Source organism: Tateyamaria omphalii, assembly GCF_001969365.1.
Lineage (GTDB): Bacteria > Pseudomonadota > Alphaproteobacteria > Rhodobacterales > Rhodobacteraceae > Tateyamaria > Tateyamaria omphalii_A.
Genome location: NZ_CP019312.1, coordinates 1,666,588 through 1,692,807, shown reverse-complemented (window position 1 = coordinate 1,692,807; position 26,220 = coordinate 1,666,588). Strand labels below are relative to the sequence as shown.

The 26,220-nt window shown below is 62.1% G+C and carries 21 protein-coding genes and 1 pseudogene; 12 read left to right on the top strand and 10 right to left on the bottom strand.

What is annotated here, in order from left to right; translation table 11 throughout:
- The first annotated feature begins 49 nt into the window (after window positions 1-49).
- The 10 genes from BWR18_RS08425 (at window position 50) to BWR18_RS08380 (ending at window position 11,469) form a co-directional block, all read left to right on the top strand.
- On the top strand, window positions 50-3,469 hold the full coding sequence (locus BWR18_RS08425; RefSeq protein WP_076627560.1) for an indolepyruvate ferredoxin oxidoreductase family protein: 3,420 nt from the start codon (window positions 50-52) through the stop codon (window positions 3,467-3,469).
- A gap of 87 nt (window positions 3,470-3,556) precedes the next feature.
- Complete coding sequence (locus BWR18_RS08420) at window positions 3,557-4,444, top strand: lysophospholipid acyltransferase family protein (protein WP_076627559.1); 888 nt, start codon at window positions 3,557-3,559, stop codon at window positions 4,442-4,444.
- Between the two features lie 30 nt (window positions 4,445-4,474).
- Window positions 4,475-5,284 (top strand): glutamate racemase, encoded by an 810-nt coding sequence (gene murI / locus BWR18_RS08415; protein WP_076627558.1) that lies wholly within the window; start codon window positions 4,475-4,477, stop codon window positions 5,282-5,284.
- Between the two features lie 27 nt (window positions 5,285-5,311).
- Complete coding sequence (gene argC, locus BWR18_RS08410) at window positions 5,312-6,340, top strand: N-acetyl-gamma-glutamyl-phosphate reductase (protein ID WP_076627557.1); 1,029 nt, start codon at window positions 5,312-5,314, stop codon at window positions 6,338-6,340.
- A gap of 9 nt (window positions 6,341-6,349) precedes the next feature.
- Window positions 6,350-6,793, top strand: coding sequence for a cytochrome c maturation protein CcmE (gene ccmE / locus BWR18_RS08405; RefSeq protein ID WP_076627556.1), 444 nt, complete (start codon window positions 6,350-6,352; stop codon window positions 6,791-6,793).
- Between the two features lie 73 nt (window positions 6,794-6,866).
- Window positions 6,867-7,478, top strand: coding sequence for a holin-associated N-acetylmuramidase (locus BWR18_RS08400; RefSeq protein WP_076627555.1), 612 nt, complete (start codon window positions 6,867-6,869; stop codon window positions 7,476-7,478).
- The gene (locus BWR18_RS08395; protein ID WP_076627554.1) at window positions 7,469-8,041 is read left to right on the top strand and encodes a holin family protein; all 573 of its coding nucleotides are present in this window, start codon (window positions 7,469-7,471) and stop codon (window positions 8,039-8,041) included. The genes BWR18_RS08400 and BWR18_RS08395 overlap by 10 nt, the downstream gene beginning before the upstream one ends.
- Window positions 8,042-8,199: 158 nt before the next feature.
- Complete coding sequence (locus BWR18_RS08390; RefSeq protein ID WP_076627553.1) at window positions 8,200-10,170, top strand: heme lyase CcmF/NrfE family subunit; 1,971 nt, start codon at window positions 8,200-8,202, stop codon at window positions 10,168-10,170.
- Window positions 10,167-10,622 carry a cytochrome c-type biogenesis protein gene (locus BWR18_RS08385; protein ID WP_076627552.1) on the top strand — a complete coding sequence of 152 codons (456 nt, stop codon included), beginning with the start codon at window positions 10,167-10,169 and terminating at the stop codon, window positions 10,620-10,622. Before BWR18_RS08390 ends, BWR18_RS08385 begins: the two co-directional genes overlap by 4 nt.
- 70 nt (window positions 10,623-10,692) lie before the next feature.
- A complete protein-coding gene (locus tag BWR18_RS08380) occupies window positions 10,693-11,469 on the top strand; it encodes an enoyl-CoA hydratase-related protein (protein WP_076627551.1) in 777 nt (258 codons plus the stop codon).
- A gap of 57 nt (window positions 11,470-11,526) precedes the next feature.
- Here the strand turns inward: BWR18_RS08380 and BWR18_RS08375 are convergent, their stop codons facing one another.
- From BWR18_RS08375 to gltX, 4 genes are all read right to left on the bottom strand, one after another.
- Window positions 11,527-13,281 (bottom strand): calcium-binding protein, encoded by a 1,755-nt coding sequence (locus BWR18_RS08375; protein WP_076627550.1) that lies wholly within the window; start codon window positions 13,279-13,281, stop codon window positions 11,527-11,529.
- A 201-nt stretch (window positions 13,282-13,482) separates the two neighbouring features.
- Window positions 13,483-14,502, bottom strand: coding sequence for a calcium-binding protein (locus BWR18_RS08370; protein ID WP_076627549.1), 1,020 nt, complete (start codon window positions 14,500-14,502; stop codon window positions 13,483-13,485).
- A 154-nt stretch (window positions 14,503-14,656) separates the two neighbouring features.
- A complete protein-coding gene (gltA, locus tag BWR18_RS08365; protein WP_076630202.1) occupies window positions 14,657-15,952 on the bottom strand; it encodes a citrate synthase in 1,296 nt (431 codons plus the stop codon).
- 104 nt (window positions 15,953-16,056) lie between these two features.
- Window positions 16,057-17,469, bottom strand: a complete 1,413-nt coding sequence (gltX, locus tag BWR18_RS08360; RefSeq protein WP_076627548.1) for a glutamate--tRNA ligase — start codon at window positions 17,467-17,469, stop codon at window positions 16,057-16,059.
- Between the two features lie 80 nt (window positions 17,470-17,549).
- Between gltX and BWR18_RS08355 the strand changes: the two genes are divergently transcribed.
- Window positions 17,550-19,619, top strand: coding sequence for a ComEC/Rec2 family competence protein (locus BWR18_RS08355; RefSeq protein ID WP_083957665.1), 2,070 nt, complete (start codon window positions 17,550-17,552; stop codon window positions 19,617-19,619).
- Window positions 19,620-19,658: 39 nt separating this feature from the next.
- Here the strand turns inward: BWR18_RS08355 and lexA are convergent, their stop codons facing one another.
- From lexA to BWR18_RS08325, 6 genes and pseudogenes are all read right to left on the bottom strand, one after another.
- The gene (gene lexA, locus BWR18_RS08350; RefSeq protein WP_076627546.1) at window positions 19,659-20,357 is read right to left on the bottom strand and encodes a transcriptional repressor LexA; all 699 of its coding nucleotides are present in this window, start codon (window positions 20,355-20,357) and stop codon (window positions 19,659-19,661) included.
- A gap of 66 nt (window positions 20,358-20,423) precedes the next feature.
- Window positions 20,424-21,598 (bottom strand): annotated as a pseudogene (locus tag BWR18_RS08345) (molybdopterin molybdotransferase MoeA).
- Window positions 21,595-22,068 (bottom strand): cyclic pyranopterin monophosphate synthase MoaC, encoded by a 474-nt coding sequence (gene moaC / locus BWR18_RS08340; protein WP_076627545.1) that lies wholly within the window; start codon window positions 22,066-22,068, stop codon window positions 21,595-21,597. Before moaC ends, BWR18_RS08345 begins: the two are co-directional and overlap by 4 nt.
- Window positions 22,069-22,884 carry an indole-3-glycerol phosphate synthase TrpC gene (trpC, locus tag BWR18_RS08335; RefSeq protein ID WP_076627544.1) on the bottom strand — a complete coding sequence of 272 codons (816 nt, stop codon included), beginning with the start codon at window positions 22,882-22,884 and terminating at the stop codon, window positions 22,069-22,071.
- Between the two features lie 76 nt (window positions 22,885-22,960).
- Window positions 22,961-23,980 carry an anthranilate phosphoribosyltransferase gene (gene trpD, locus BWR18_RS08330; protein WP_076627543.1) on the bottom strand — a complete coding sequence of 340 codons (1,020 nt, stop codon included), beginning with the start codon at window positions 23,978-23,980 and terminating at the stop codon, window positions 22,961-22,963.
- Window positions 23,977-24,558: an anthranilate synthase component II gene (locus BWR18_RS08325; protein ID WP_076627542.1), complete on the bottom strand. Its 582-nt coding sequence runs from the start codon at window positions 24,556-24,558 to the stop codon at window positions 23,977-23,979. The genes trpD and BWR18_RS08325 overlap by 4 nt, the downstream gene beginning before the upstream one ends.
- A 166-nt stretch (window positions 24,559-24,724) precedes the next feature.
- Between BWR18_RS08325 and BWR18_RS08320 the strand changes: the two genes are divergently transcribed.
- On the top strand, window positions 24,725-26,215 hold the full coding sequence (locus BWR18_RS08320) for a divergent polysaccharide deacteylase family protein (RefSeq protein WP_076627541.1): 1,491 nt from the start codon (window positions 24,725-24,727) through the stop codon (window positions 26,213-26,215).
- Window positions 26,216-26,220 lie beyond the last annotated feature (5 nt).

The window sequence follows — 26,220 nt, the reverse complement described above, 5'->3', positions numbered from 1 at the left end:
TTATAGGTTGAAAGATATGCAAGACTGATCTCGGCAGGGGAGGCCAGCGATGAGCACGCAAAAGATTTCCTTGAACGACCGGTATGATCTGGAAAAGAGCCCGGTTCTGTTGAACGGCACGCAGGCGCTGGTGCGGCTGATGCTGATGCAGAAGGCGCGTGATGTGGCGGCCGGGTTGAACACCGCGGGGTTGGTGACCGGCTATCGCGGATCGCCGCTGGGCGCCGTTGATATGCAGATGACCCGCGCGTTGAAGCAGCTTGCCGCGCATGACGTGACCTTTCAGCCGGGGCTGAACGAGGATTTGGCTGCCACCGCCCTGTGGGGTGCGCAACAGGCGGAGTTGCGGGACGAGGGCAAGTATGACGGTGTCTTTGGCCTGTGGTACGGCAAGGGGCCGGGTGTGGACCGGTCGGGGGATGCCTTCAAGCACGCAAATATGGCCGGGTCGTCCAAGCACGGTGGCGTGCTGGTGGCGATGGGGGATGATCATACCGGCGAAAGCTCGACCGTGCTGCACCAGTCGGAATGGGCGCTGATTGATGCCTACATGCCTGTTGTGTCGCCTGCCGGTGTGCAGGAGATCATGGATTTTGGCCTTTATGGTTGGGCGCTGAGCCGGTTTTCGGGACTTTGGGTTGGCCTGAAGACAATGAAGGATACGGTGGAGGCGACGAGTGTTGTGGACGGCGATCCGCATCGGTTGTCCCTGACCGTGCCCGATTACGCGCTGCCCGAGGGCGGGTTGAACATTCGCCTGGTCGACACGCCCACCGAGCAGGAAGCCCGGATGATCGACCACAAGCGCTTTGCCGCGGAGGCGTTTTCGCGCGCCAACAATATGGACAAGCGGATGTGGGGCAAGCCGGGTGCCAAGATCGGCTTTGTCGCGGCAGGCAAGAACTGGCTGGATCTGGTCCATGCGCTGCACCTGCTGAACATTGATGAGAACGAGGCCGAGCGGCTGGGGATTACGACCTACAAGGTTGGGCAGACGTTCCCGCTGGATATGCAGGGCTTCCATGACTGGGCCGAGGGCCTGGACCTGATCGTCGTGGTTGAGGAAAAGCGCAAGCTGATCGAGGTGCAGATCAAAGAGGCGATCTTTGACGACCGGCGGGGGCGGCGCGTTTACGGCTGGTACAAGGGTGGTGCCGGGTCGATGCACCGCGAGGAGTTGTTCCCGACCCGTGGCGCGCTTGATCCGATCCTGATTGCCGAGAAGTTGGGCGGTATTCTGGTCGAGGAAGGCCGCAATACTGATGGCATCAAGGCGGGGCTGGCCAAGCTGGACGAGGCGCGCCGGTCGGACAATGCCGAGGATATCGCGGCGCGGCTGCCGTATTTTTGTTCGGGCTGTCCGCATAATTCGTCAACCAAGGTGCCGGATGGCTCGCGTGCTTATGCTGGGATCGGCTGCCATTACATGGTGCAATGGATGGACCGCGAAACGATCGGTTATACCCACATGGGGGCCGAAGGTGCCAACTGGATTGGTGAGGCGCCGTTTTCCAAGCGCGACCATGTATTCCAGAACCTAGGCGACGGAACCTACAACCATTCGGGTGTGCAGGCCATTCGGGCGGCTTTGGCGGCGGGCACGAACATCACGTACAAGATCCTTTACAACGACGCCGTCGCCATGACGGGCGGGCAGGGGAATGAGGGCGGTCTTGATCCCTACCGTATTGTCGATGAAGTGCGGGCGATGGGATGTGAACACGTCGCCGTGGTCTATGACGACAAGGAAGAGGTGGATGTGTCGCGCTTTCCGTCTGGCGTGCCGACCCATGAGCGGGCCGAGTTGCAGGTTGTGCAGGAGCGGTTTGCCAAGACGGAAGGTGTGTCCGTCATTGTGTACGTCCAGACCTGCGCAGCAGAGAAGCGGCGGCGGCGCAAGCGCGGGACGTTCCCGGACATCGACAAGCGGGTGTTCATCAACACGGACGTGTGCGAGGGATGCGGCGATTGTGGGGTGCAGTCGAACTGTGTTTCCATTGTGCCAAAGGAGACCGAGTTGGGTCGGAAGCGGGCGATTGATCAGTCGTCCTGCAACAAGGATTTTTCCTGCGTGAAGGGGTTCTGCCCCAGCTTTGTGACCTTGGAAGGTGCGCAGGTGAAGAAGGCGGCGACAACCGAGTTGGACCTGCCTGATCTGCCGATGCCCGAACTGCCGGAGATTGATGGGACGTGGAACGTGGTCATTACGGGCGTTGGCGGCACCGGCGTTGTGACCATCGGTGCCGTGATGGCGCAAGCGGCGCATATCGACGGCAAGGGGGCCGGGATGATGGAGATGGCGGGGCTGGCCCAGAAGGGTGGAGCAGTGCATATCCATTGCCGATTGGCGAATGATCCGGCGGATATCAGTGCTATTCGCGTTGCCACCGGTGAGTGCGACGCGTTGATTGGCGGTGATCTGGTTGTTTCTGCTGGCGCGAAGACCTTGGGTCTGACCAGTGCGGGGCGGACTGGGGCTGTTGTGAACTCTCATGAGATCATCACGGGTGACTTCACGCGGAATACAGAGTTTGCGTTGCCGTCAGAGCGGCTGAGCCTTGCGCTTGAGGCGCGGTTGCGGGACCGGGTTGATATGTTCGATGCGTCCGATCTGGCCAAGGCCACGATGGGCGACAGCATCTTTTCCAACATGATGATCTTTGGGGCGGCGTGGCAGCGGGGGCTCGTTCCGCTCAGCTTTGAGGCCATTATGGCGGCCATTGATCTAAATGGGGCTGCGGTGGAGCGCAACAAGCGCGCCTTTGATATCGGGCGCTGGGCGGTGCTGCATGCAGAGGATGCGGCGCGGGTGGCGGAGCCGAAAGTGATCCAGTTGCCGAAATCTTTGGAGGAGAAGATCGCGTTCCGCGCCGATCATCTGTTGAAGTATCAGTCGAAGCGACTGGCCAAGCGCTATCGCAAGCTGGTGGACGGGATCGACGATGCTGCTGTCAAAGAGGCCGTGACGAAGGGCTATCACAAGCTGCTTGCCTACAAGGACGAGTACGAGGTGGCGCGCCTGCATCTGGAGACGGAGGCCAAGGCGCGGGAGCAGTTCGAGGGGGATTTCACGATGAAGTTCCATCTCGCGCCGCCGATGCTTTCGAAAGAGAGGCCGGATGGGCGGCCCGTGAAGAAGGAATACGGTCCGGGGATGATGCGTAACTTCCGACTGCTCGCGAAGTTGAAGGGGCTGCGGGGGACGCCTTTGGACGTCTTTGGCTACACCGAGGAGCGCAAGATGGAGCGCGCGCTGATCAAGCAGTATGAGGCGGATATGAAGGCCGTGTTGCCGCAAATCAGCGACAACACGCGGGAAGCCGTTGTGGCGCTGGCCGCGCTGCCGTTGGACATCCGGGGCTTTGGTCCCGTCAAGCAGGCGAATGAGGCAAAGGCGGCCAAACGGCGCGAAGAGCTTTTGTCCGTGATCCGTGGGGGTGGTGCGGTTCAGTCAAAGGCGGCGGAATAAACGTCACACCTGTGTCACAAAGGCTAGGCAGGGTGCGCTACCACCTATAAATAGGCGCCAACCACTAACGAGCCCTTGCCAAAGTCGATGACAGCCAGCCAACGCCAGACCGCCCGCGAAATCAGTTATGCCCATTCTGCGGAGACAAAGAGTGGCCGCGCGATGATCCGACTGATGGAAAATTCGACCGGACGGCTGCGTCTGATCAAACGCGCCAAGGGGTATGAGGATGAAGTCGCTGCGGGCCGCGATTTCTGGCAGGTGATGGTCGAGCGGTACGGGCTCACCCTGGACGTGGTTGGCGGCAGCCTTGCCAATGTGCCCACAGAGGGGCCGCTGATCCTGATTGCAAACCATCCCTATGGCATTCTGGACGGGTTGATGATGGGCCACATCCTGTCCACCGTCCGGGGCGATTTTCGCATTCTCGCGCATCGGGTGTTTCGCAAGGCCGAAGACCTGAACCGGATTATCCTGCCCATCTCGTTCGATGAGACCAAAGAGGCGGTCAGGCTGAACATTGAAACGCGCAAGGCGTCGCTGAATTATCTGGGCGAGGGGGGTGCGATCGGTATTTTCCCTGGCGGTACCGTAAGCACGGCCGCCAAGCCGTTGTCGCGCCCGATGGATCCCAACTGGCGCGGCTTCACCGCCCGCATGATCGCAAAGTCGCACGCGACCGTGGTGCCCGTGTTTTTTGAGGGGCATACCAGTCGCTTGTTCCAGATCGCGTCGCATATGCACTACACGTTGCGCATGGGACTGATGATCCGCGAGTTTCGTGAGCGGGTGGACACGCCCGTGAAAGTGGCCATTGGCAAGCCGATAAATCGTGATGTTCTGGACCCGATGTCCAAAGATCCCAAAGCCATGATGGAATTCCTCCGAAAAAGCACCTATGAGCTGGCACCGGGCCCGGTCAAAAGCTTTGACCTTGGCTACGAGTTCGAGGATACGCGCTGGCCAGGGGCCTGAGCGCACAGGACCCAAGGAGGTCCGATAGACATGGCAGTTGGTATTTTCGATTCCGGGCTGGGCGGGCTGACAGTGCTGGACGCCGCGCAAAAGCGGCTGCCGGATGTTGAGTTCGTGTACCTCGCCGACAGTGCCAATGCGCCTTATGGCGTCCGGACGGCCGACAACATCTATGAGTTGACGACAGCCGCGGTGCAGCGCCTGTTTGATGCCGGTTGCGATCTGGTGATCCTGGCGTGCAACACCGCCTCTGCCGCCGCGTTGCGCCGGATGCAGGAGAGGTGGGTGCCCACCGACAAGCGGGTGCTGGGCGTGTTCGTTCCGATGATCGAGGCGCTGACAGAGCGCCAGTGGGGCGACAACTCGCCCCCGCGAGAGGTGGCGGTGCAGCATGTGGCGCTATTTGCGACGCCTGCGACCGTGGCCTCACGCGCGTTTCAGCGCGAATTGGCCTTTCGGGCGATTGGTGTCGATGTGGAGGCGCAGGCCTGTGGAGGCGTTGTCGATGCCATTGAAGACGGCGACATGATCCTGGCCGATGCGCTGGTGCGGTCCCATGTGGATGCGCTGAAGCGCAAGATGCCGGAGCCGCAGGCGGCCATTCTGGGCTGTACGCATTACCCGCTGATGCAGCATGAGTTTCAGGATGCGCTGGGCCAAGATGTGGCTGTGTATTCGCAGGCAGGCTTGGTGGGTGAGAGCCTTGCGGATTATCTGGAACGTCACCCGGACAAGATGGGCACCGGCAAGGCCGGGTTTCTGACCACGGGCGATCCCAAGACCGTCAGCCAGCGCGCTACGCAGTTCCTGCGACGACAGATCACGTTTCAATCCGCCTGATCTGACACCTTATTCAAGAAGACCGACATGACCTATAACATCGCTATTCTGGGCGCTTCCGGCTACACGGGCGCTGAACTGATCCGGTTGATTGCCGGGCACTCTTCCATTGAAATCAAGGCTTTGGGGGCATTCTCTAAGGCCGGTCAGGCGGTTGCGCAGGTGTATCCACATCTGCGGCATCTGGATCTGCCGCCAATGGTGGCCTTTGACCAGATCGACTGGACGGGCATTGACCTGTGTTTTTGTGCGCTGCCCCACAAGACCAGCCAGGAGGTGATTTCCGGCCTGCCGCGGGATTTGCGGATCGTGGATCTGAGTGCTGATTTCCGGCTGCGGGATCCCGAGGCCTATCAGAAATGGTATGGCAATCCGCACGCTGCGGTCGAGATGCAGGGCGAGGCCGTCTATGGCCTGACCGAGTTTTATCGGGACGAGATTGCCGGGGCGCGTTTGGTGGCGGGCACCGGGTGCAATGCGGCCACGGGGCAGTTTGCGCTGCGGCCTTTGATCGAGGCTGGGGTCATTGACCTGGATGACATCATTCTGGATTTGAAGGCCGCCGTGTCGGGTGCAGGCCGGGCGTTGAAGGAAAACCTGCTGCATGCGGAATTGTCCGAGGGCTATCACGCCTACGCCACCGGCGGGTCGCACCGGCACCTGGGCGAGTTCGATCAGGAGTTTTCAAAGGTTGCTGGTCGGGAGGTGCGTATCCAGTTTCAGCCGCATTTGATCCCTGCAAATAGGGGGATTTTGGGTACGGCCTATGTCAAAGCGGAGGCACAGGCGGTTCTGGATACGCTCGCGTCTGCTTATCAGGACGAGCCGTTTATCGAAGTGCTGCCCATGGGTGAGGTGCCGTCGACCCGGCATGTGCGTGGTTCGAACTATTGTCACATTGGCGTGGCGGCGGACCGGTTGCCTGGGCGGACGGTTGTGGTTGCCGCCCTCGATAACTTGACCAAGGGATCGTCTGGGCAGGCGTTGCAAAACGCAAATCTGATGTTAGGTATAAATGAGGTTGAGGGGCTCATGATGGCCCCGCTGTTCCCATGATGTGACCCGATGAAGAGCCTGAAGAAGCAGCGACGCATTCAGATCATCGCCCTGGCGGCGGTTGCGTTGACCGTGTCGACGGTGCTGATCGGCTATGCGATGCGCGACGGCATCAACTTTTTCCGTGCACCAAGCCAGATCATGGCGGAGCCTCCGGGTCCGAACGAGGTGTTTCGCATCGGGGGGCTTGTGGCCGAAGGGTCGCTTGTCCGCGGTGAGGGGGCTTCGATTCGCTTTGAAGTGACTGATGGGGGCGCGTCTGTCCCCGTGGTCTTTACCGGCGTGTTGCCTGATCTGTTCGAGGAAAATCAGGGGATGGTTGGCACTGGTCAATACATCAATGGCGTCTTTGAAGCCTCTGAAATCCTTGCGAAACATGACGAGACCTATATGCCCTCGGAAGTTGTGGATGCGCTGAAGGAACAGGGCGTTTACCAGGACCCCGAGACCTAGCGTACGGTTGCGTTAAAGTCCGTTAACCTACATCGCAGCAGTGTTGCCCCATGAATCGCCATGGGGTGAAGACATGCAGGATGTGCGTGAGATTGCAGAAGAGATTGTGGGCCGCGAGGGCGGCTTTGTGAATGACCCGGATGATCCGGGCGGGGCCACGAATTTCGGGGTGACCATTCATACGATGCAGCGGCTTGGGCTTGACCTGGACCGCAATGGCGATGTGGATGTGCGCGATGTGCGGCGGCTGAGCCGGGCGCAGGCCGTAGATATCTTTGTGCTGCATTACTTTGAACGGCCGCGGATTGGCGATCTGCCGGAACCGTTGCACGCGACGGTTTTCGATATGTATGTGAATGCAGGTGGCAACGCGATCAAGATTCTGCAGCGGTTGTTGAATTCGATGGGGCAGAGTGTGACCGTGGATGGTGCGCTGGGGCCGCAGAGCATTGGTGCGACGCAAGCTGCATTTGCCGCGGCGCCGGATCATTTGGTGGACGCATATGGGATTGCGCGGCGCAATTATTACTTCCGCATCGCTGACAATCGTCCGGCCAGCCGCAAATACGCGCGCAGTCGGGCCGGCGGCAAGGGGGGGTGGATCAAGCGGGCGGAGGAGTTTATCGCGCCGCGCTTTCACCTGACAGACGCGCAGTTTCTGAAAAGGGTTGCGGCATGGGGATGATGGGCGGACTGTTGGGGTTGCTGTTTGGCGGCGAACGGAATGTGGTGCGTGACACTGTCGAGGTGTTTCGCGAGAATGCCGAGGCCGGGTCGGCGCGTGCACATGAGGTGCAAATGACCGCCATGCGCGAATTTGGCGCCGAGTTTGCTGTGCCGCGACAGGGCTGGTTTGACCGGGTGATGGATGGCGTGAACCGCCTGCCGCGTCCGGCGCTGGCCCTTGGGACGCTGGGGTTGTTTGTGTCGGCGATGGTGTCGCCCCTGTGGTTTGCCGAACGGATGCAGGGCATTGCGCTGGTGCCGGAGCCGCTTTGGTGGCTGCTGGGTGTTATCGTGTCGTTCTATTTTGGGGCGCGGCATCAGGTGAAGGCACAGCAATTCCAGCGCGAGATCGTGCAGACGATGGCGCATGTGCCGCGAGTGATGGAGAATGTCTCGGCCCTGCGGAAAATGCGTCACGACGGGATTGGCGCAGCAGCCACTGATGGGGATGCGAATTTGACTGTCGTGTCGCTGGTGCAGGGACAAAACGCGGCATTGGATGAGTGGCGGAACGTCGCGTGATCCAAAGGCCGCTGCGCGACGCCATTCTGTGATTGGGGGCCAGCCCCCAAACCCCCGAAGTATTTTCGGCCAGAAGAAAGGGACAACTGGCGCATTAGTGATGCGACATATGCGGCAGAGGCATTGGCGAGGGGCGCAGCACATCTTATAACAAACACATGATTACAGAGCTCGGTCACTTCGCCCTCGTCCTCGCCTTTCTGATCGCAATCGTGCAGTCGGTTGTGCCCATGATCGGAGCGTGGCGACGAGACCCGCGCTGGATGGCGGTGGCGGAGCCTGCGGCGTCGCTGCAATTTATCCTGATTGCCTTTTCCTTTGCGGCGCTCATGTGGGCCTTTATCGTGTCTGACTTTTCGCTGCGGCTGGTGGTGTTGAACAGCCATTCGGCCAAGCCGATGATCTACAAGATCTCCGGGACCTGGGGGAATCACGAAGGGTCCATGTTGCTTTGGGTGCTGATCGTGGCGCTGTTTGGGGCGATGGCGGCGTGGTTCGGCAATAATTTGCCGCCGACCCTGCGGGCCCGTGTGCTGGCCGTTCAGGGGGCGATTGGTGTCGCGTTTCTGGCGTTCATATTGTTCACATCGAACCCGTTCTTGCGCCTTGCCGTGCCGCCTTTTGACGGGCAGGATTTGAATCCGCTGTTGCAGGATCCCGGTTTGGCATTTCACCCGCCATTTTTGTACTTGGGCTACGTCGGTCTGAGCATGGCGTTTTCCTTTGCCGTAGCGGCCTTGATCGAAGGGCGCGTGGATGCCGCCTGGGGTCGCTGGGTGCGGCCGTGGACACTGGCGGCGTGGGTGTTTCTGACCATCGGGATCGCGCTGGGATCCTGGTGGGCGTATTACGAACTGGGCTGGGGCGGGTTCTGGTTCTGGGATCCGGTCGAGAATGCCTCGTTTATGCCCTGGTTGCTTGCCGCTGCGCTGTTGCATTCAGCGATTGTCGTGGAGAAGCGGGAAAGCCTTAAGGCTTGGACCATTCTTTTGGCTATCCTTGCCTTTGGCTTTTCGTTGATCGGGACATTTATCGTGCGGTCCGGTCTGCTGACCTCGGTTCATGCTTTTGCGAATGATCCTGAGCGTGGCGTGTTCATCCTGATGATCATGGGCTTTTTCATGGGCGGTGCGCTGATCCTGTTTGCGCTGCGCGCAGGGGTGATGGAGGCGCGCGGCGTTTTCGGCGTGGTCAGCCGCGAAAGCGCACTTGTGGCCAACAATGCGCTTTTGGCGGTCAGCTGCTTTGTCGTGTTTGTCGGCACCATGTGGCCGCTCGTGGCCGAGATGTTCTTTGATCGGACGCTGAGTGTCGGGCCGCCATTTTTCAACATGGCGTTCACGCCGTTCATGGTGATCCTTGGTCTGATCCTGCCCGTTGGAGCGATGATCCCTTGGAAGCGGGGGCAGATGGCACGGGCCATGCGCCCATTGCGCTACGTGTTCGTGCTGGCGCTGGCCTTTGGTGGGCTGGCCTGGGCGATGAACACGGGCAAGCCGTTGACCGGACCGTTGGGCGCGTTTTTGGGCACGTGGCTGGTGATGGGGGCGATGGTTGATCTGGCGTCGCGCACGGGTCAGAAGTTTGACTTCGCCCGCTTGTGGCGCTTGCCGCGGGCAGACTGGGGCAAGACGGTGGCCCATGCGGGCCTGGGTGTGACGATGATCGGGGTCGCTGGGCTGACTGCGTGGCAATCCGAAGACATTCGCGTGGCGCAGGTTGGGGAACAGTTCAACGTCGGTGGCTATGACCTGACCCTTGACGCGGTCGAGAATGTGGAGGGGCCGAATTACCTATCAACGATGGCGTTCATCACCCTGTCGCAAGACGGCGAAGAGATCGCGCAGCTGCGCCCCGAAAAGCGGATTTATCCCGTGGCACAGATGCCCACGACCGAAGCGGGGATCGACTACGACCTTGCCCGCGACGTCTATGTCGTGATCGGGGACGAACAGGTGAACGGCGGCTGGGCCGTGCGCACCTATATCAAGCCGCTAACCAACTGGATCTGGATTGGCTGTGCGCTGATGTCGCTAGGCGGGCTCTTGTCACTGAGTGACAGACGGTTCCGTGTGGCGGTTGGCGCGCGCAAGCAGCCGCAATCGGACTCTGCGGTGCCTGCGGAATGAGGCGGCTGGCGGTTCTTATCTGGCTGGTGCTAAGTTCGGCAGCCTTCGCGCTGGACCCGACGGAGATGTTGGATGACCCCGCGCTTGAGGCACAGGCGCGCGAATTGGATCACGCGTTGCGCTGTGTGGTGTGTCAGTCGGAATCCGTAGCGTCGTCAAATGCCCAATGGGCGGTTGATGCGCGTCGCTCGATCCGCGAGCAGGTCGCGGCAGGGCAAACCAATGCGCAGGTCGTGGATTTCTTTGTCGAGCGCTATGGCGAGTTTGTCTTGATGACGCCGCGGGTGTCGGGATCGAATTGGATGCTGTGGGCTGCGGGGCCCCTGATGTTCCTTTTGGCGCTTGGGATCGGCATTGGGTATTTGCGTGGGCGCAGCCGCGCGCCAGCCGTTGCAGACGCGGGCCTGAACGATGCAGAGACGCGACGTCTGCGCGAGATTATGGACGAGTGATCGCCCATCGGGGCTGTTCTAAACTGATCGGTTTGGTATGGAAGGTCAGACCCGATAAAGGACACTGGCCATGAAATACGACACCCTCACATATGAGATGGATGATGGTGCAGCCATCATTACGCTGAACCGGCCGGACAAGATGAATGCGCTGACCACGCAGATGCGGGCGGAGATCGAGGTGGCCGTCACCCATGCCGGGCGCAATGCGCGCGTGGTGGTACTGACCGGGGCAGGGCGGGCGTTTTGCTCTGGCCAGGACCTGGGAGATCGCGCCAATGCGTCGGACCTGGACCTTGAGCGGACCTTGCGCGACGAATACGCGCCGATGCTAAGCGCCATCGTGGACTGCCCAGTGCCGACTGTGGCTGTGGTCAATGGTGCTGCGGCAGGGGCGGGCGCGAACCTTGCGCTGGCCTGCGACGTGGTGATCGCGTCGGAGAGCGCGTATTTTCTGCAGGCCTTTACCCGCATCGGACTGATCCCGGATGCCGGTGGCACCTATGTGCTGCCGCGCACGATGGGGATGGCCAAGGCGATGGGGGCCGCACTTTTTGCTGAAAAGATTACGGCACGGCAGGCAGATGCTTGGGGCATGATCTGGGAGGCTGTCGCGGATGACGGGTTCGAGGCACATTGGCGCACGCGCGTTGCGCATCTGTCGCATGGTCCGACGCAGGCCTTTGCCGCGGCCAAGCGGGTGATCCGGTCAAGCTGGAACAACGACCTGGAAAGCCAGTTGGCATCCGAGGCGGCAGAGCAGGGGGCCTGTGGCAAGAGCCGCGACTTCCGTGAGGGCGTTCTGGCGTTCGTGGAAAAGCGCAAACCCAGCTTCGAAGGGCGCTAGGTCCCAAACAGAAACAGGCCGCATGGTGTGCGGCCTGCTCGTTACCTCTGTTACGATTTACAAATTGGCGTCGAACAATTCTGTCGCCAAAACACCCGTCACGGCGATATCGGCGGATGTAAGGGTGCTCGCTGCGTTAAAGACGACCGCAACCTCTGTGCCGTTCAGGAACACCAGCGCGTTTTCACCATCGGTTTGTACGGTGACGACTGGGGTTTCGCTGCCATCGGTGTCGACGATGATGATCTGATCTTCGCCAGCGACATAGTCCTGGATCTGGGTGGTTCCGACCTGATCGGTTGAACCAAGGATGGCAAAGGTGTCTTCGCCTGCACCGCCGGTCGCGCTGTCCATTGTGCCAGCCACGAGTAGGTCGGAACCATTGCCGCCGTCCAGTGTGTCGGAAAAGCCGTCGTCGGCGATTGTGAGGGTTTCGCCGATTTCAACACCGGGCAATGCGACGTCGAGGGTGGCGCCATCGCGGATCGCTTCGAGCGCGCTTGTGCTGAGCGGATCAGCCAGCAGCTCGCCACCGACGACAACGTCGTTGCCTTCGCCGCCGCTGAGGAGATCAGAGCCTGAGCCACCGATCACGGTGTCGGCTTGCAGGCCTCCATTGACCTTGTCGTCGCCGTCGTTGCCATCGACCCAGTCAAACCCCTTGTTGCCGGATAGGGTGTCGTCGCCGCCGCGCCCTTGCAGCAGGTCGTTGTCCGCATTGCCGGTGATCACGTCAAAGCCTGCCTGGCCCTGTACGATGTCGGAGCCGTCACCGCCGGAAATGGTGTCGTCACCAGCGCCGCCTTCGACATTGTCATTGCCGCCGAGGGCATTGATGATCTCATCTGCGGCGGTCCCGCCTAAAACGTCGGGGCCTTCGGTTCCGTCAATCACGGGCGTGGTTGATGGGTCCTCGGGCTGGAGTACTCCGATGTCGTCCGCGGTCAGTGTGCCTGCCGCGCCGGTGACGCGGGCCAACACTTCGCCATCGTAACTGACCAGCGCGTCCTCTCCGTCGTCGGTGACCGTGATCAGATCCTCGTTCACCGTCTCGTCGGCGCGGAAATAGAGCGCGATGCTTTCACCTTCGGGGCTGTCGAAGTCCGTGATGGTGGCCGGGCCCAACTCACCCTCGGCGGCATCGGCGATGACAGCAAAGGCGTCGATTTCGCTGCCGCCTTCAGCGGTGTCACCTGCGCCCATGAGCAGCAGGTCCGATCCGCGCCCCCCGAACAACTGGTCGGCGGCGCCATCATCGCGCACCTCTGCGATGGGCGGGGTCTGGTCGGCAAAGATGTCGTCGATTGTGCCACCATCGCGCAGCACACGCAGTTCTGAATTGCTGAGCGGATCGGCATTCAATTCACCGCCGATCACAACGTCGTCGCCGCTGCGCCCGTCCACGATGTCTTCGCCCTGACCGCCGATCACGACATCAGACCCACCGCCGCCACGGACGAGGTCAGCGCCGTCATTGCCGTCAACCCAATCGTCGCCGGAGAATCCCTGAACCGTGTCGTTGTCCCCACGGCCCTGCATGGCGTCGTTGCCTTCGCCACCGATAATCAGGTCATCGCCGTTCAGGCCCTGGATGATATCGTTGCCGCCGGGCCCGCCATCAAGGGTGTCATTGCCCAGCAGTCCGATGATGTCGTCGTCACCTTCACCCCCGGTGATGTTGTCATCGCCGATGGTGCCGATCAGCAACTCACCGTCCTCGTCCTCGGCGGCTGAAACCTGGTCTTCGGCGTCATCGTCAGTGACCAACCCGCTGGTCAATAGTGCTGGAAACAGTGAAAGAAGAAAAAGCATGGCGAACCCCCCCAGGACGCAAGTTCAAATCATTAACGGTTGGTTGGAGTTTCTGGTGGGGTCTGTTTCAAGTCAATGCGAGGCCGCTAAATGCAACTAATGCAAGAATAAAACCGGATTTTCTGCACCTACTGTTACCCGTGCCGCGACAATGCTGCGCGCAAAGGTAGAACTGGCCACTGCGCGCTGCATTTGGGTGGGTCATCCAGTCGGATCGAGGAAGCCGACGATGATTCCGTTGTCCGTGCTGATGTCGCCCGATTCGATCTGGCCAGCTGCGCCGACGAGGATCGAAATGGGTTGGCCGTTCACCGAAATGATCGCGTTCCCGTCTTCGTTTGTGACGTCAATGGTCACCGGGTCTTCCTCTTCCTCCTCCTCGTTCTGTTCGAGCAGGACAATCAGCCCGTCTTCGGTTCCGTTGAAATCCGTGATCGTGCTGGGCCCGTTTTCGGACGTTGCCGTTTCGGCTAGAAGAGCAAACGTATCCTCGCCAGTGCCACCGGTGCCGGTATCCCCGGCGCCCAGCACAAGGCTGTCGTCACCATCGCCGCCGTTCAGCACGTCCGCTGCATCATCATCCGGCAACGCAATGAAAGCGCCGTTGGCGACGTTCAGGATGCTCGCCAGCGACTCGTCGCCGTCGCGCAATGCTTCAAGGTCATCTGCCGACAAAGGCGTGCCGGGGACCGTCCCGCCGATCAGCAGGTCGTTGTTGACGCCGCCGTTGAGCGTATCAGCCCCGTCACCGCCCAGAAGCGTGTCGGTGCCAAACCCGCCATTCACGCTGTCGTCACCGTCATTCCCTTCGACCCAGTCGGTGCCGAGGCTGCCGTTCAGGGTATCATTTCCGCCGCGGCCCTGCACAAAGTCGTTGCCGGACCCGCCGGATGCCGTGTCTTCTCCCCCACCGGCCACGATAACATCGTCGTCTGCCTCGCCCAGCAGGCGGTCAGCGCCATTGTTGCCTTCGAGCAGGTCGTCACCTGCGCCGCCTTGCAGTGTATCAGAGGATGCGCCGCCTTCGAGGGTATCGTCGCCTTCGCCGCCAGACAGCAGATCGGTTCCGGCTGTGCCCTCAATCAGGTCGTCGCCCTCTGCCCCATTGCGCACGACCCCCTCAGGTTCGGACGGCGTCGATGCGGAATCGTCGTCATCATCAAAAACACTGACAACGAGACCAATGCCCAAAAGCGCCAGCAACGCAATTCCAATACCCATGTCCAACTCTCCACTAGGCCGTTGTCACAACCGTTTAACGAGACGCCAAAGCGCGTCAAGTGAAAGGCCCTGATTGTACACAGTTGGGAAACGGTGGGTTGGATGCGGCTGCATTAAACGAAAAACCCCCGCATTGCGCGGGGGTTGATCGGGTCTAGCGGTGTTCGATGTCCACATAGTCGCGGGACGTCTCGCCCAGGTACAGCTGGCGCGGGCGGCCGATCTTGTTTTGCGGATCGGCGATCATTTCCTTCCACTGCGAGATCCAGCCCACCGTGCGCGAGAGCGCAAAGATCGGGGTGAACATCGACGTGGGGAAACCCATCGCCTCGAGGATGATACCGGAGTAAAAGTCCACGTTCGGGAACAGCTTTTTCTCTGCGAAATACGGATCTTCGAGCGCCTGCTTTTCCAGTTCCTTGGCAACCTGCAGGACCGGGTTGTTTTCGACGCCCAAGAGTTCAAGCACCTCGTCAGCGGATTGTTTCATCACCGTCGCGCGCGGGTCGAAGTTTTTGTACACCCGGTGGCCAAAGCCCATCAGGCGGAACGGATCGTCCTTGTCCTTCGCCCGCGCGATGAATTCGGGAATACGGTCGACGCTGCCGATTTCCTTGAGCATCTCGAGGCAGGCCTGGTTCGCACCACCATGCGCCGGTCCCCAAAGGCAGGCGATGCCAGCCGCGATACAAGCAAACGGGTTTGCGCCCGAAGACGATGCCAGCCGCACGGTTGAGGTCGACGCGTTCTGTTCGTGGTCGGCATGCAGGGTAAAGATGCGGTCCATTGCACGGGACAGGATCGGGTTGACCTCGTAATCCTCGGCCGGGACGGCAAAGCACATGCGCAGGAAGTTCGACGCATAGTCCAGATCGTTGCGCGGGTAGATGAAGGGCTGACCGATGGAATACTTGTAGGCCCAGGCCGCGATTGTCGGCATTTTGGCGATCAGGCGATGCGAGGCGATCTCGCGCTGGTGTTCGTCAGAGATGTCGGTGCTATCGTGGTAGAAGGCCGACATTGCGCCAACCACGCCGACCATGATGGCCATCGGATGCGCGTCGCGGCGGAACCCGCGAAAGAAGTTCTGCATCTGCTCATGCAGCATCGTATGCAGCGTGATCGTCGTTTCGAACTCTTCCAGTTGCGCAGCGGTCGGCAGAACGCCGTAGAGCAGCAGGTAGCACACTTCGAGGTAGTGGGATTTTTCGGCCAGCTGATCAATCGGATAGCCGCGATGCAGCAGCACGCCCTGGCCCCCGTCGATATAGGTGATCGTGCTGTCGCAGCTTGCCGTCGAGGTAAAGCCGGGATCGTAGGTAAAGACCCCCGCCTGGCCATAGAGCTTGCGAATATCCAGCACATCAGGGCCCGTGGTGGGCGAGTAGATGGGCAGGTCAAAGCTGTCGTCACCAATTGTCAGGGTTGCGGATTTTTGGGTATCGGCCATCAGGGTCGTTCCTTTCGTCGCGTGGCGGGCGCGTCCGCCGGGGCCCACGGAAGGCCCGTATGCCCATCGTTAGACTGTCCACCATGAACGATTTATGAACCTCGTCAGGCGGCAGCATCCTCAAGCCTGGCAAGGGTTTCGTCACGCCCCAGCACCAGCATCATGTCAAAGACCGAAGGCGTAACGGCCCGACCTGCGAGGGCGGCCCGCAACGGGCCTGCCAGCTTGCCGAATTTCGTGTCCTGCGCCGCAGCGAATTCGTTCAGGACCGCCTCCAAACTGTCACGGGACCAAGTAGCGGTTTGCAGCTGCGGCGTCAATTGCGTTAGTATACCACGGGATACCGTATCAAGCGCTTTTGACGCCTTTTCATCGGCTGTGACAGGACGGTTTGTCAGAATAAAATGCGCTTTTTCAAGGAGTTCCGGCAGCGTCTTGGCCCGCTCCTTGACGAATGGCAGTGCCGCCTTCAGCCCATCTTTCTGCGAATGTTTCAGGGGCTCACGTCCTGCGGCGGCCAAAAAATCTTCGATTTCTTGCTGCAACGCAGCGTCATCGGCCTGCGCAATGTGCTGTCCGCTCAGGTTTTCGAGCTTTTTGACATCAAAGCGCGCGGGGCTTTTCCCGATGCCATTCAGGTCGAACCACGCCTGCGCCTGCGCGTCGGTAAAGAATTCGTTGTCCCCGTGGCTCCACCCCAGCCGCGCCAGGTAGTTGCGCATGCCTGCGGCAGGATAGCCCATGATCTGGTATTCCTGCGCCCCAAGCGCCCCGTGGCGTTTCGACAGTTTCTTGCCGTCAGGGCCGTGTATCAGTGGGATGTGCGCCCAAACAGGAACGTCCCAGCCCATGGCGTCATAGATCATCATCTGACGCGCGGCATTGTTCAGGTGGTCATCGCCCCGGATCACATGCGTGACACCCATATCGTGGTCATCGACAACCACGGCCAGCATGTAGACGGGCGTGCCGTCCGCCCGCAGCAGGACCATATCGTCAAGCTGGTCATTGCGGATGGTCACATCGCCCTGCACCTCGTCCTTGATCACCGTGCTGCCGTCTAGTGGGGCCTTGATCCGCACCACGAAAGGCGCGTCCGGGTAGGTCGAAGGGTCCGCATCACGCCAAGGCGAGCAGAAGAGCGTGGATTTACCTTCCGCCCGCGCAGCCTCGCGGAACGCTGCGATGTCGTCCTGGGTTGCAAAGCATTTGTACGCTTTGCCCTCGGCCAGAAGCTGATGCGCAACTTCGGCGTGGCGGTCGGCGCGGGCGAACTGGCTGATGACTTCGCCGTCGTGATCAAGGCCGAGCCACGCCATACCATCAAGGATCGCCTGCGTTGCCTCCGGCGTGGACCGCGCGCGGTCCGTATCCTCGATCCGCATTAGGAACGTGCCGCCGCGCCCACGCGCATAGAGCCAGTTGAACAGCGCCGTGCGCGCGCCGCCGATATGTAGGAACCCGGTGGGCGAGGGTGCGAAACGGGTGACGACCTTTGGATCGGCGGGCTGGGACATGGGACGGATTTACCTTTGCTTAACCACGAACGGTCTACGGTTTCGGCTCCTGATACTCACCGCGGCCGAGAGGGGCAAGCATGGGACTGCGGCACGCGATGCTGATCCAGCGTGGGCACCTCTTTGGGTGGTGCCCGGTAGGCATGGCATGCGGGATCGCCCTGTTTTTCGGCCTGAAGTTCGAGCCGTCCTTCGCGGTAATCGCGGGCGTCGGCATCCTTGGTCTATGCCTGGCGCTTGCGGCCCGGCGGATGGGAGAGGTAACGTCCCCGGCCTTGGTCTTCGCCGTGATGATCGCGCTGGGGTTCGTAGTGGCGGGCTGGCGGGCACACTCGGTCGCCGGACCTGTCCTCGACTGGCGCTATTATGGCCCGGTCGAGGGCCGTATCGTCGGCATGGACCGCAGCGCGTCGGACGCCGTGCGCCTGACGCTGGATCATGTGAAACTGGACCGCGTCGCACCGGCTAAGACACCCACTCGGGTACGCATCTCATTGCATGGTGATGGCGCTCTGGGGGTCGCCCCCGAGCCTGGGTTGCGGGTGATGACGACTGCGCATCTTGGGCCACCGGGCGGGCCGGTAGAGCCGGGCGGCTTTGACTTCCAACGACATGCCTGGTTTGCCGAGCTGGGCGCCGTCGGCTACACCCGTGTGCCACTCGTCGCGATCAGCGTGGCCGAATTCGATCTGCGCCAGAGCATTTTTCGCATCCGCATGTCTGTGTCGGCCCATGTGCGCGATGTGCTGCCTGGTGACGTGGGCGGATTTGCGGCGGCTGTCACCACAGGTGATCGCAGCGGCATCAGCCAGGACGCGCTGAATGACTTGCGGGCCTCCAACACCGCGCATCTGCTGGCGATCTCGGGCCTTCATATGGGGCTCCTGTCGGGATTCGTCTTTGGGCTTTTACGGCTGCTCTTTGCGCTGATCCCCCATGTCGCCCTGCATTGGCCCGCGCGCAAACTGGCGGCCTTTGGTGCCTTGATCGCGGCGGCTGTCTATCTTGCGCTCTCGGGTGGAAACGTCGCCACCGAGCGCGCCTTTGTCATGGTGGCGGTGGCGCTTTGCGCGATCCTCGTCAACAGGCGGGCCATCAGCCTGCGCGCGGTCGCGATGGCGGCCATCATCGTGCTGACGCTGCGGCCCGAGGCGCTGATGGGACCGGGGTTCCAGATGTCCTTTGCCGCAACGACCGCGCTGGTCGCCGTGTTCGGTTGGATCCGCGACATGGAGTGGACGCTTGGGCCCAAGTGGCTGCAACCGGTGCTTGGCGTCGTGATCTCCTCTGCCGTGGCCGGGCTGGCGACGGCACCGATCGGTGCGGCGCATTTCAACACCATGGCGCATTACGGGCTGATGGCGAACCTGGCGAGCGTGCCGTTGATGGGTGTGCTTGTGATCCCGGCGGCTGTGCTGGCCCTGGTGCTGGCGCCGGTGGGACTGGATGTCATCGGATTGTGGCTGATGGGGGCCGGGCTGCGCTGGATCCTGTGGGTGGCGGACACCGTCTCGGGCCTCGACGGCGCGCAAGGCTATGTGGCGGGACCCGGCCCCGTAGTGCTGCCTCTGATCGCCATTGGCATGTTGTTCGTCATTCTGTGGCAGGGGCGCGCGCGCTTTGTGGGCGTCCTGCCGGTCATACTGGGGCTCGCGCTTTGGCAATCCGGGTCACGCCCGCATGTGTTGATCGCCGACACGGGTGGCCTTGTCGGTGTGATGACCGAGGACGGGCGGGCGCTCAGCAAACCCAAGGGGGCCGGATTCGTGGCGCGCAACTGGCTCGAAAATGACGGTGAGGGGATTGATCAGGTCACCGCCGCGGCGCGTTGGGACGCAGAGCATCCGGTGCGTGTCATCCACCTGAGCGGCAAGCGTGCGGCGGCCGCCTTCACTGGTTGTCGAAAGCATGAGATCGTGGTCAGCACGACCGATTTGGAAGGGCGCTCTGATCTCGACTGCCTCGTGCTAACGCCGCCCTTGCTGCGGCGTACAGGCGCCATTGCACTCATTGGGCGGGCGGACAAGTTGAGCATACGCACGGCGCGAGAGGTTGCAGGGGATCGCATGTGGTCCAGTTGGACCGCATCACCCGAACTTGATCTGACGCTTGATGGTGTGATGCCGGACAGATTGGCGCAAAGAGAGTAAGGCGGACCTGTGGTCCGCCTTATCCGTTTGGAAAAGCGATCAATAGGTGCGGATCAGCCCGACCAGACGGCCCTGCACCTTGACCTGGCCCACGGGGAACACCCGCGTTTCATAGGCCGGGTTGGCGGCCTCAAGCGCAATGGTGTCGCCCTTGCGCATATAGCGCTTCAGCGTGGCCTCGTGATCCTCAACGAGGGCCACGACGATGTCGCCATTGTCGGCAGAGGATGTCTCGCGGATCACGACGACGTCGCCGTCGTTGATCCCTGCATCGATCATCGAGTCCCCCTTGACCTCAAGCGCGTAATGTTCGCCTTGGCCCGACAGCATCTGGCCGGGCACAGCGACCGAGTGGGATACTTCGGAAATAGCCGAGATCGGCACGCCAGCGGCGATCCGGCCCATGACGGGCAGCTCGACCGCGTGCGTCGCCTCAACCGGGCGGGCGCTTGCGGGGGGTGGCATGTCAGGCTTGTCGCCGTCGATCACCCTGGGTTGAAAGCCACCCGGCGCCCCGCCAAGGCTTTCGGGCAGGCGCACCACTTCGATGGCACGCGCGCGGTGCGCGAGGCGGCGGATAAAGCCGCGTTCTTCAAGCGCCGTGATCAGGCGGTGTATGCCCGATTTCGAGCGCAGGTCCAGCGCCTCCTTCATTTCGTCAAAGCTGGGCGGCACGCCGTCCCGTTGGACCCGTTTGTGAATGAATTCCAGCAGATCAAGCTGCTTCTTGGTCAGCACTGTTCGTCCTCCAAACCCTGTTGGTTTGGGTTTGTTCTATGGACGTTCCCCTTTTGTGTCAACTCCCTAGGTCAGCAAGACCACGTCGACAACATCGCCTGTGGCCCGTGCAGGGTCGCTGGGGGGCGGATGATCAGCGCATTGGCGTTGGCCAGTACGCTCAGAAGCGAACTGTCCTGCAGGCCCGCATCCGCAACGGCGCCGCTCGTTGCCAGACCGCGCATGTAATGCTCGCGCGGACCATTTGCCGCGAGCGGTGCAGAGAGTGGCATCTGTACACGTGGCGCAGGGGCCTGACCCAACCCTTGCATCGCGCGGATCATGGGCGTCAGGAACACGGTGCCGCACACCATGGCCGACACCGGATTGCCGGGCAGGCCGACCATGGGAATGCCGTTCAACCGCCCGGCCATCAGCGGTTTTCCGGGACGCATCGCGACCTTGTAAAAGCTGCGGTCCATTCCCAATTCGCCCGCCACGTGACCGACAAGGTCGTGGTCTCCGACCGACGCCCCGCCAATGGTCACAATCAGATCGGCCCCTTCGGTCAGGCCAAAGACGGTGGTCAGGGACACGGCGCTGTCGCGTGCAATCGGCAAAAGGCGCGGCTGCGCGCCGAGGCGGCGCAGCATCGCGGCAAGTCCGAATGTGTTCGAGGCGATGATCTGGTCTGGGCCGGGGTCTTCGCCTGGCATGACCAGCTCATCCCCCGTGGCGATCAGGGCCACGATGGGGGCGCGGCGCACAGGGACAGTGGCGATGTTCATCGACGCGAGCAGGGCAATGTCCGCAGGTGCGAGAACGCGGGGCGCGTCAAACCTGTCGCCGATCTCAAAGTCGATGCCAGCGGGCCGGATATTGTCCTTGGGGCCCGGTTCATCGGTGATGGTGATCAGGTCGCCGCTGCGCGTGACGTCCTCCTGAATGACGACCTTGTCGGCACCTTCCGGCACCGGGGCACCGGTGAAAATCCGCACGGCTTGGCCCGCGCCGACTGTGCCTGACCAACCATGACCGGCTGCGGCCTCGCCTACGACCTTGAACTGGGCGTGCAGGTCCGCCTCGACCGCCTTGAGCGCGTAGCCGTCCATAGAGGATGCGGCAAAGGGCGGTTGCGTGCGCTGTGCCGCCACAGGCTCCGCAAGCACGCGGCCATCCGCCTCAAGGAGCGGCACATGTTCAACGGGCATTGCGTCTGCAAGGGCAAAGAGATGGTTCAGCGCCTCGGCAACGGTGATCATGTTGCCTCGTAACGCCCTGATTTACCGCCATCTTTGAGAACGACGCGCAGACCGCCGATTTCCATGCCCTTGTCCACGGCCTTGGCCATGTCATAGACGGTCAAAGCAGCGGTCGAGGCCGCGGTCAGCGCCTCCATCTCCACCCCGGTCTGACCGGTGGTCTTGACGGTGGCGGTGATGCGCAGGCCGGGCAGGTCAGCGTCCGGTTCCAGATCGACAGACACTTTGGTGATGGGCAGTGGGTGGCAGAGCGGGATCAGGTCAGATGTCCGCTTCGCGCCCATGATGCCCGCAAGCCGTGCCACACCGATCACATCGCCTTTCTTTGCGCGCCCTTCAGTAATGATATCAAAGGTTTCGCACTTCATCTTCACGTATGCTTCTGCCACGGCAATGCGGTCGGTGACGTCCTTGTCGGACACATCCACCATATGTGCGGCACCCTGATCGTCGAAATGCGTAAGCCCCATCTACATGCCCCCCCCGGCCGTGAGCGGATTGGCAAGCAAGGCCCGCGTGGCCGCGGCCACGTCGTCCTGCCGCATAAGACTTTCCCCGATCAGGAAGGTGCGCGCGCCGTACATGGCGAGATTGGCGAGGTCTTCGGGGGTGTTCAGCCCGCTCTCGGCCACGATTGTCCGATCCGCTGGCACCTGTTTCGACAAGGTGCGCGTCGTGTCGAGCGTTACCTCAAACGTCTTGAGGTTGCGGTTGTTGATCCCCATCAGCGGGCTTTTGAGGTTCGTGGCACGGGCCAATTCATCGGCGTCATGCACCTCAAGAAGCACATCCATGCCCCAGTCCAGGGCCGCCGCCTCAAGTTCCTGCGCCTGCGCATCGCTGACGGACGCCATGATGATCAGGATGCAGTCGGCCCCCAGCGCGCGCGCCTCGGCCACCTGGTAGGTGTCGTACATGAAGTCCTTGCGTAGGGCGGGCAGGGCACAGGCGTCGCGCGCTTGTGTCAGGTACTCTTTGGCCCCCTGAAAGCTCGGCGTGTCGGTCAGCACCGACAGGCAGGTCGCACCACCATCCTCATAGGCTTTCGCCAAAGTGGCCGGGTCGAAATCCTCGCGGATCAGACCCTTGGACGGACTTGCCTTCTTGATCTCGGCAATCAGGCCGTACGCCTCGCGATTGGCCAGTTGCAGCGCCTGCGCAAAGGGGCGGACGGGTGACGCTTCACGTGCTTCGGCCTCGACCGCTTCAAGCGGTTTGGCGGCCTTGTCGGCAGCAATCTCTTCGAGCTTGTAGGCCTTGATCTTGTCCAGGATCGTATCTGTCATCTGTCGCGCTGTGTTTGGCGGCGGAACCGGGGGCCAGCCCCCGGACCCCCGGGATTTTTTGGAACCAGAGAAGGGACTAGGCCGCGCTCTGAGTGATATCTGCCACGGCCTTGATCTTAGCCTTTGCGGCGCCGCTGTCGATGCTTTCCGCGGCCAAGGCGACGCCGTCCTCAAGCGTATCGGCCCGTCCTGCGACCTTCAATGCCGCTGCCGCGTTGAGCAGCACGGCATCGCGGTAGGCGCCTGCGGCACCGTCGAGCAGGGCGGTGAAGGCCTTGGCGTTGTCTTCGGGCGTGCCGCCCACGATGGCCTCGAACGGGTGGGTCGGCAGGCCGGCCTCTTGCGGGTGCACCTCGAAATCGGTGACAGCACCGTGTTCCAAGGCGGAAACCCAGGAGACGCCAGTGATCGTCAACTCATCCGTGCCGTCCGAGCCGTGCACAAGCCAGGCCATGTCTGATCCAAGCTGTCCCAGTGTTTCGGCCATCGGGCGGATCAGGTCGCGGGAGAAGGCGCCCGTCAGTTGCCGTTTGACACCAGCCGGGTTGGTGAGCGGCCCGAGGATATTGAAGATCGTTCGTGTGCCCAACTCGGCCCGCGTGGGCATGACATGGGCAATCGCCGGGTGATGCATGGGCGCCATCATGAAGCCGATGCCAGCCCTGTCCAGCGCCTGCTCCACGACCTTCGCGCCGACCATGACGTTGATGCCCATCTGGGTCAGCGCATCCGCGGCGCCGGACTTGGAACTGAGGTTGCGGTTGCCGTGCTTGGCGACCGGCACGCCAGCCCCTGCTACGACAAAAGCGGTCGCGGTAGAGATGTTGAGCGTGCCCTTGCCGTCGCCGCCGGTGCCCACGATGTCCATCGCCCCCTCGGGCGCATTCACCCTGTTGCACTTGGCGCGCATGACGGCGGCGGCAGCGGCGTATTCGTCCACTGTCTCGCCGCGCGTGCGCAACGCCATCAGCAGGCCACCGATCTGGCTGGGCGTCGCCTCGCCATCAAAAAGGATCTGAAAGGCCGTCTCTGCCTGCACGCGGCTCAGCGGTCCGTTGGCAGCGGCGTCGATCAGGGGTTTCAGCGCGTCGCTCATGCCGCCACCGGCATCAGGTCAAGGAAGTTCCTGAGCATCGCGTGCCCGTGTTCAGAGCGGATGGATTCGGGGTGGAACTGCACGCCGTGGATCGGCAGCTCCTTGTGGGCGAGGCCCATGATCGTGCCATCCTCAAGCGCGCCGGTGATATTCAGCTCATCCGGCAGGCTGTCGCGGTCAACGATCAGGGAATGGTAGCGGGTGGCCTCGAACGGCGTGGGCAGCCCCTTGAACACCGACGCGCCGTCGTGATGCATGGTTCCCATCTTGCCATGCACGATGTCGCCTGCACGCACGACTTTGCCGCCAAAGGCCTGCCCGATTGTCTGGTGGCCCAGGCACACACCCATCAGCGGGGTACGGGTTTCGGCGGCGGCTTCCGTAAGTGCAAGGCAGATCCCTGCCTGGTCCGGGGTTGCAGGCCCGGGCGACAGCAGAATGCCCTCGGGCTTCAGCGCCATCGCCTCCTGCACGTCCAGCGCATCGTTGCGATAGACATGCACATCGGCGCCAAGCGCGCCCAGATAGTGCACCAGATTGTAGGTAAAACTGTCGTAATTGTCGATCAGCAGCAGCATAGGCGTATTCGATGTTCCAAGGGCGCGCGATGGCCGGTATAGTTGCGCATACATGTTCAGGCTTGCCCGTCAGCGTCAAGGGGCGGACCGGGTCCGAACAAAGGGAAGAGCAGGCAGCGGCACATCGCAAAGCGGGGCCGCCGCAGAACAGGCAAAGAGGTCAGATATGGCACGGGGTTTTCTGAGCGGCATTCTATGGGGCGGCGTTGTCAGTGTTGCGGGTGCCGCAGCCTTGTCGATCGCCAGCGACAGCCCAACCGGTCCCGACGCCGTTGTGCTGGCCCCGCGCGGGGCGGATGCGCCGCAGACGGGCACGGGCGAGACACCGCAAACTGTAGGGGACGCCGATCTGGTCCGCGACGGGGATGTGCCGCAGGTGGGCAGCCCCGAACCTGATGATGTGACCGCCGCCGAAGCCGCCGGTGCGGATACGCCAACCGTACCGCAGACCGGTCAGGCCGGGGATCTGGCATCCCCAGCTGGCGCGGGCGAGAGTGCAACCGTCGCCATTGACACAGATGCGCCGCTTCAACCGGGCGTTCAGGGCACCGCGCCCACGGCCCCGACAGGTGAAACGGAGCTTTCTATCTCAACCGATCCGGCCCAACCCCCGGCGCCTGACGTACCGGACGCGCCAACTGCGTTTTCAGATGAAGCCGCGGTGTTGCCCGAAGCAACGCAAACACCGGGTGCCGAAGCTCCGGCGCCAACGGCCCCCGACACCACACCCGGGCCTCAGGCGCCCGAGGTAGCGGACGCGCCCGTTGAGCTTGAGCCGCTGCCCGCGCCGGAACAATCGCAGGACCGCACAGCCGGGTTGCCGTCTGCTCTTGATCCCGCAATTGATACCGGGCGCCCCAGCATCGGGCGGCCCGCGACGTCGCTGATTGACCGAGGCTCCGACACCGAAGAGCCCGCGGCAAGCACAGCCGACGAAGAAACCGTCGCCGCTCCGTCCGGCCCACCGATCGAGGCGTTCGCCGCTCCGTTTGAAAACCCCGAAGCCAAGCCGCTCATGTCGATTGTACTGATCGACAACGGAGCCGACCTGACCGGCGGCGCCGTGGGCCTTGCCGCGTTGCAAAGCTTCCCCTATCCGCTGACCTTCGCCGTCAACGCATCACTTCCGGACGCATCCGCACGCGCGGCAGAGTACCGGGGGCAGGGGTTCGAGGTCGCAGTGCTGCTCGACATGCCGGCGGGGGCCACCGCCTCCGATGCCGAAGTCACATTGTCCGCGGCCATCGACGCGGTGCCCGAAGCCGTCGCTGTCATGGAAGGAACGGCCACCGGCCTGCAGGAAAGCCGCGATGTGTCGGACCAAGTGGCCGCCGCCGTACGCGCCTCGGGCCATGGCCTCGTGCTTCAATCCAAAGGGCTGAACACCGCCCAGAAGCTGGCCGCCCGCGAAGGTGTGCCCGCAGGTCTGATCTTTCGCGATTTCGATAGCGCAGGGCAAACGCCGACTGTGATCCGGCGCTTTCTGGATCAAGCCGCTTTCCGTGCCGGGCAGGAAGGGGCTGTGATCATGGTGGGGCGCGTCCAGCCTGACACGATATCTGCGCTTCTGCTATGGGGTCTGCAGGACCGGGCCGAACGTGTGGCGCTGTCGCCCGTCTCCGCCGCATTGAAGGTGTTGGCAGAACAGCCGGAGTGACACGC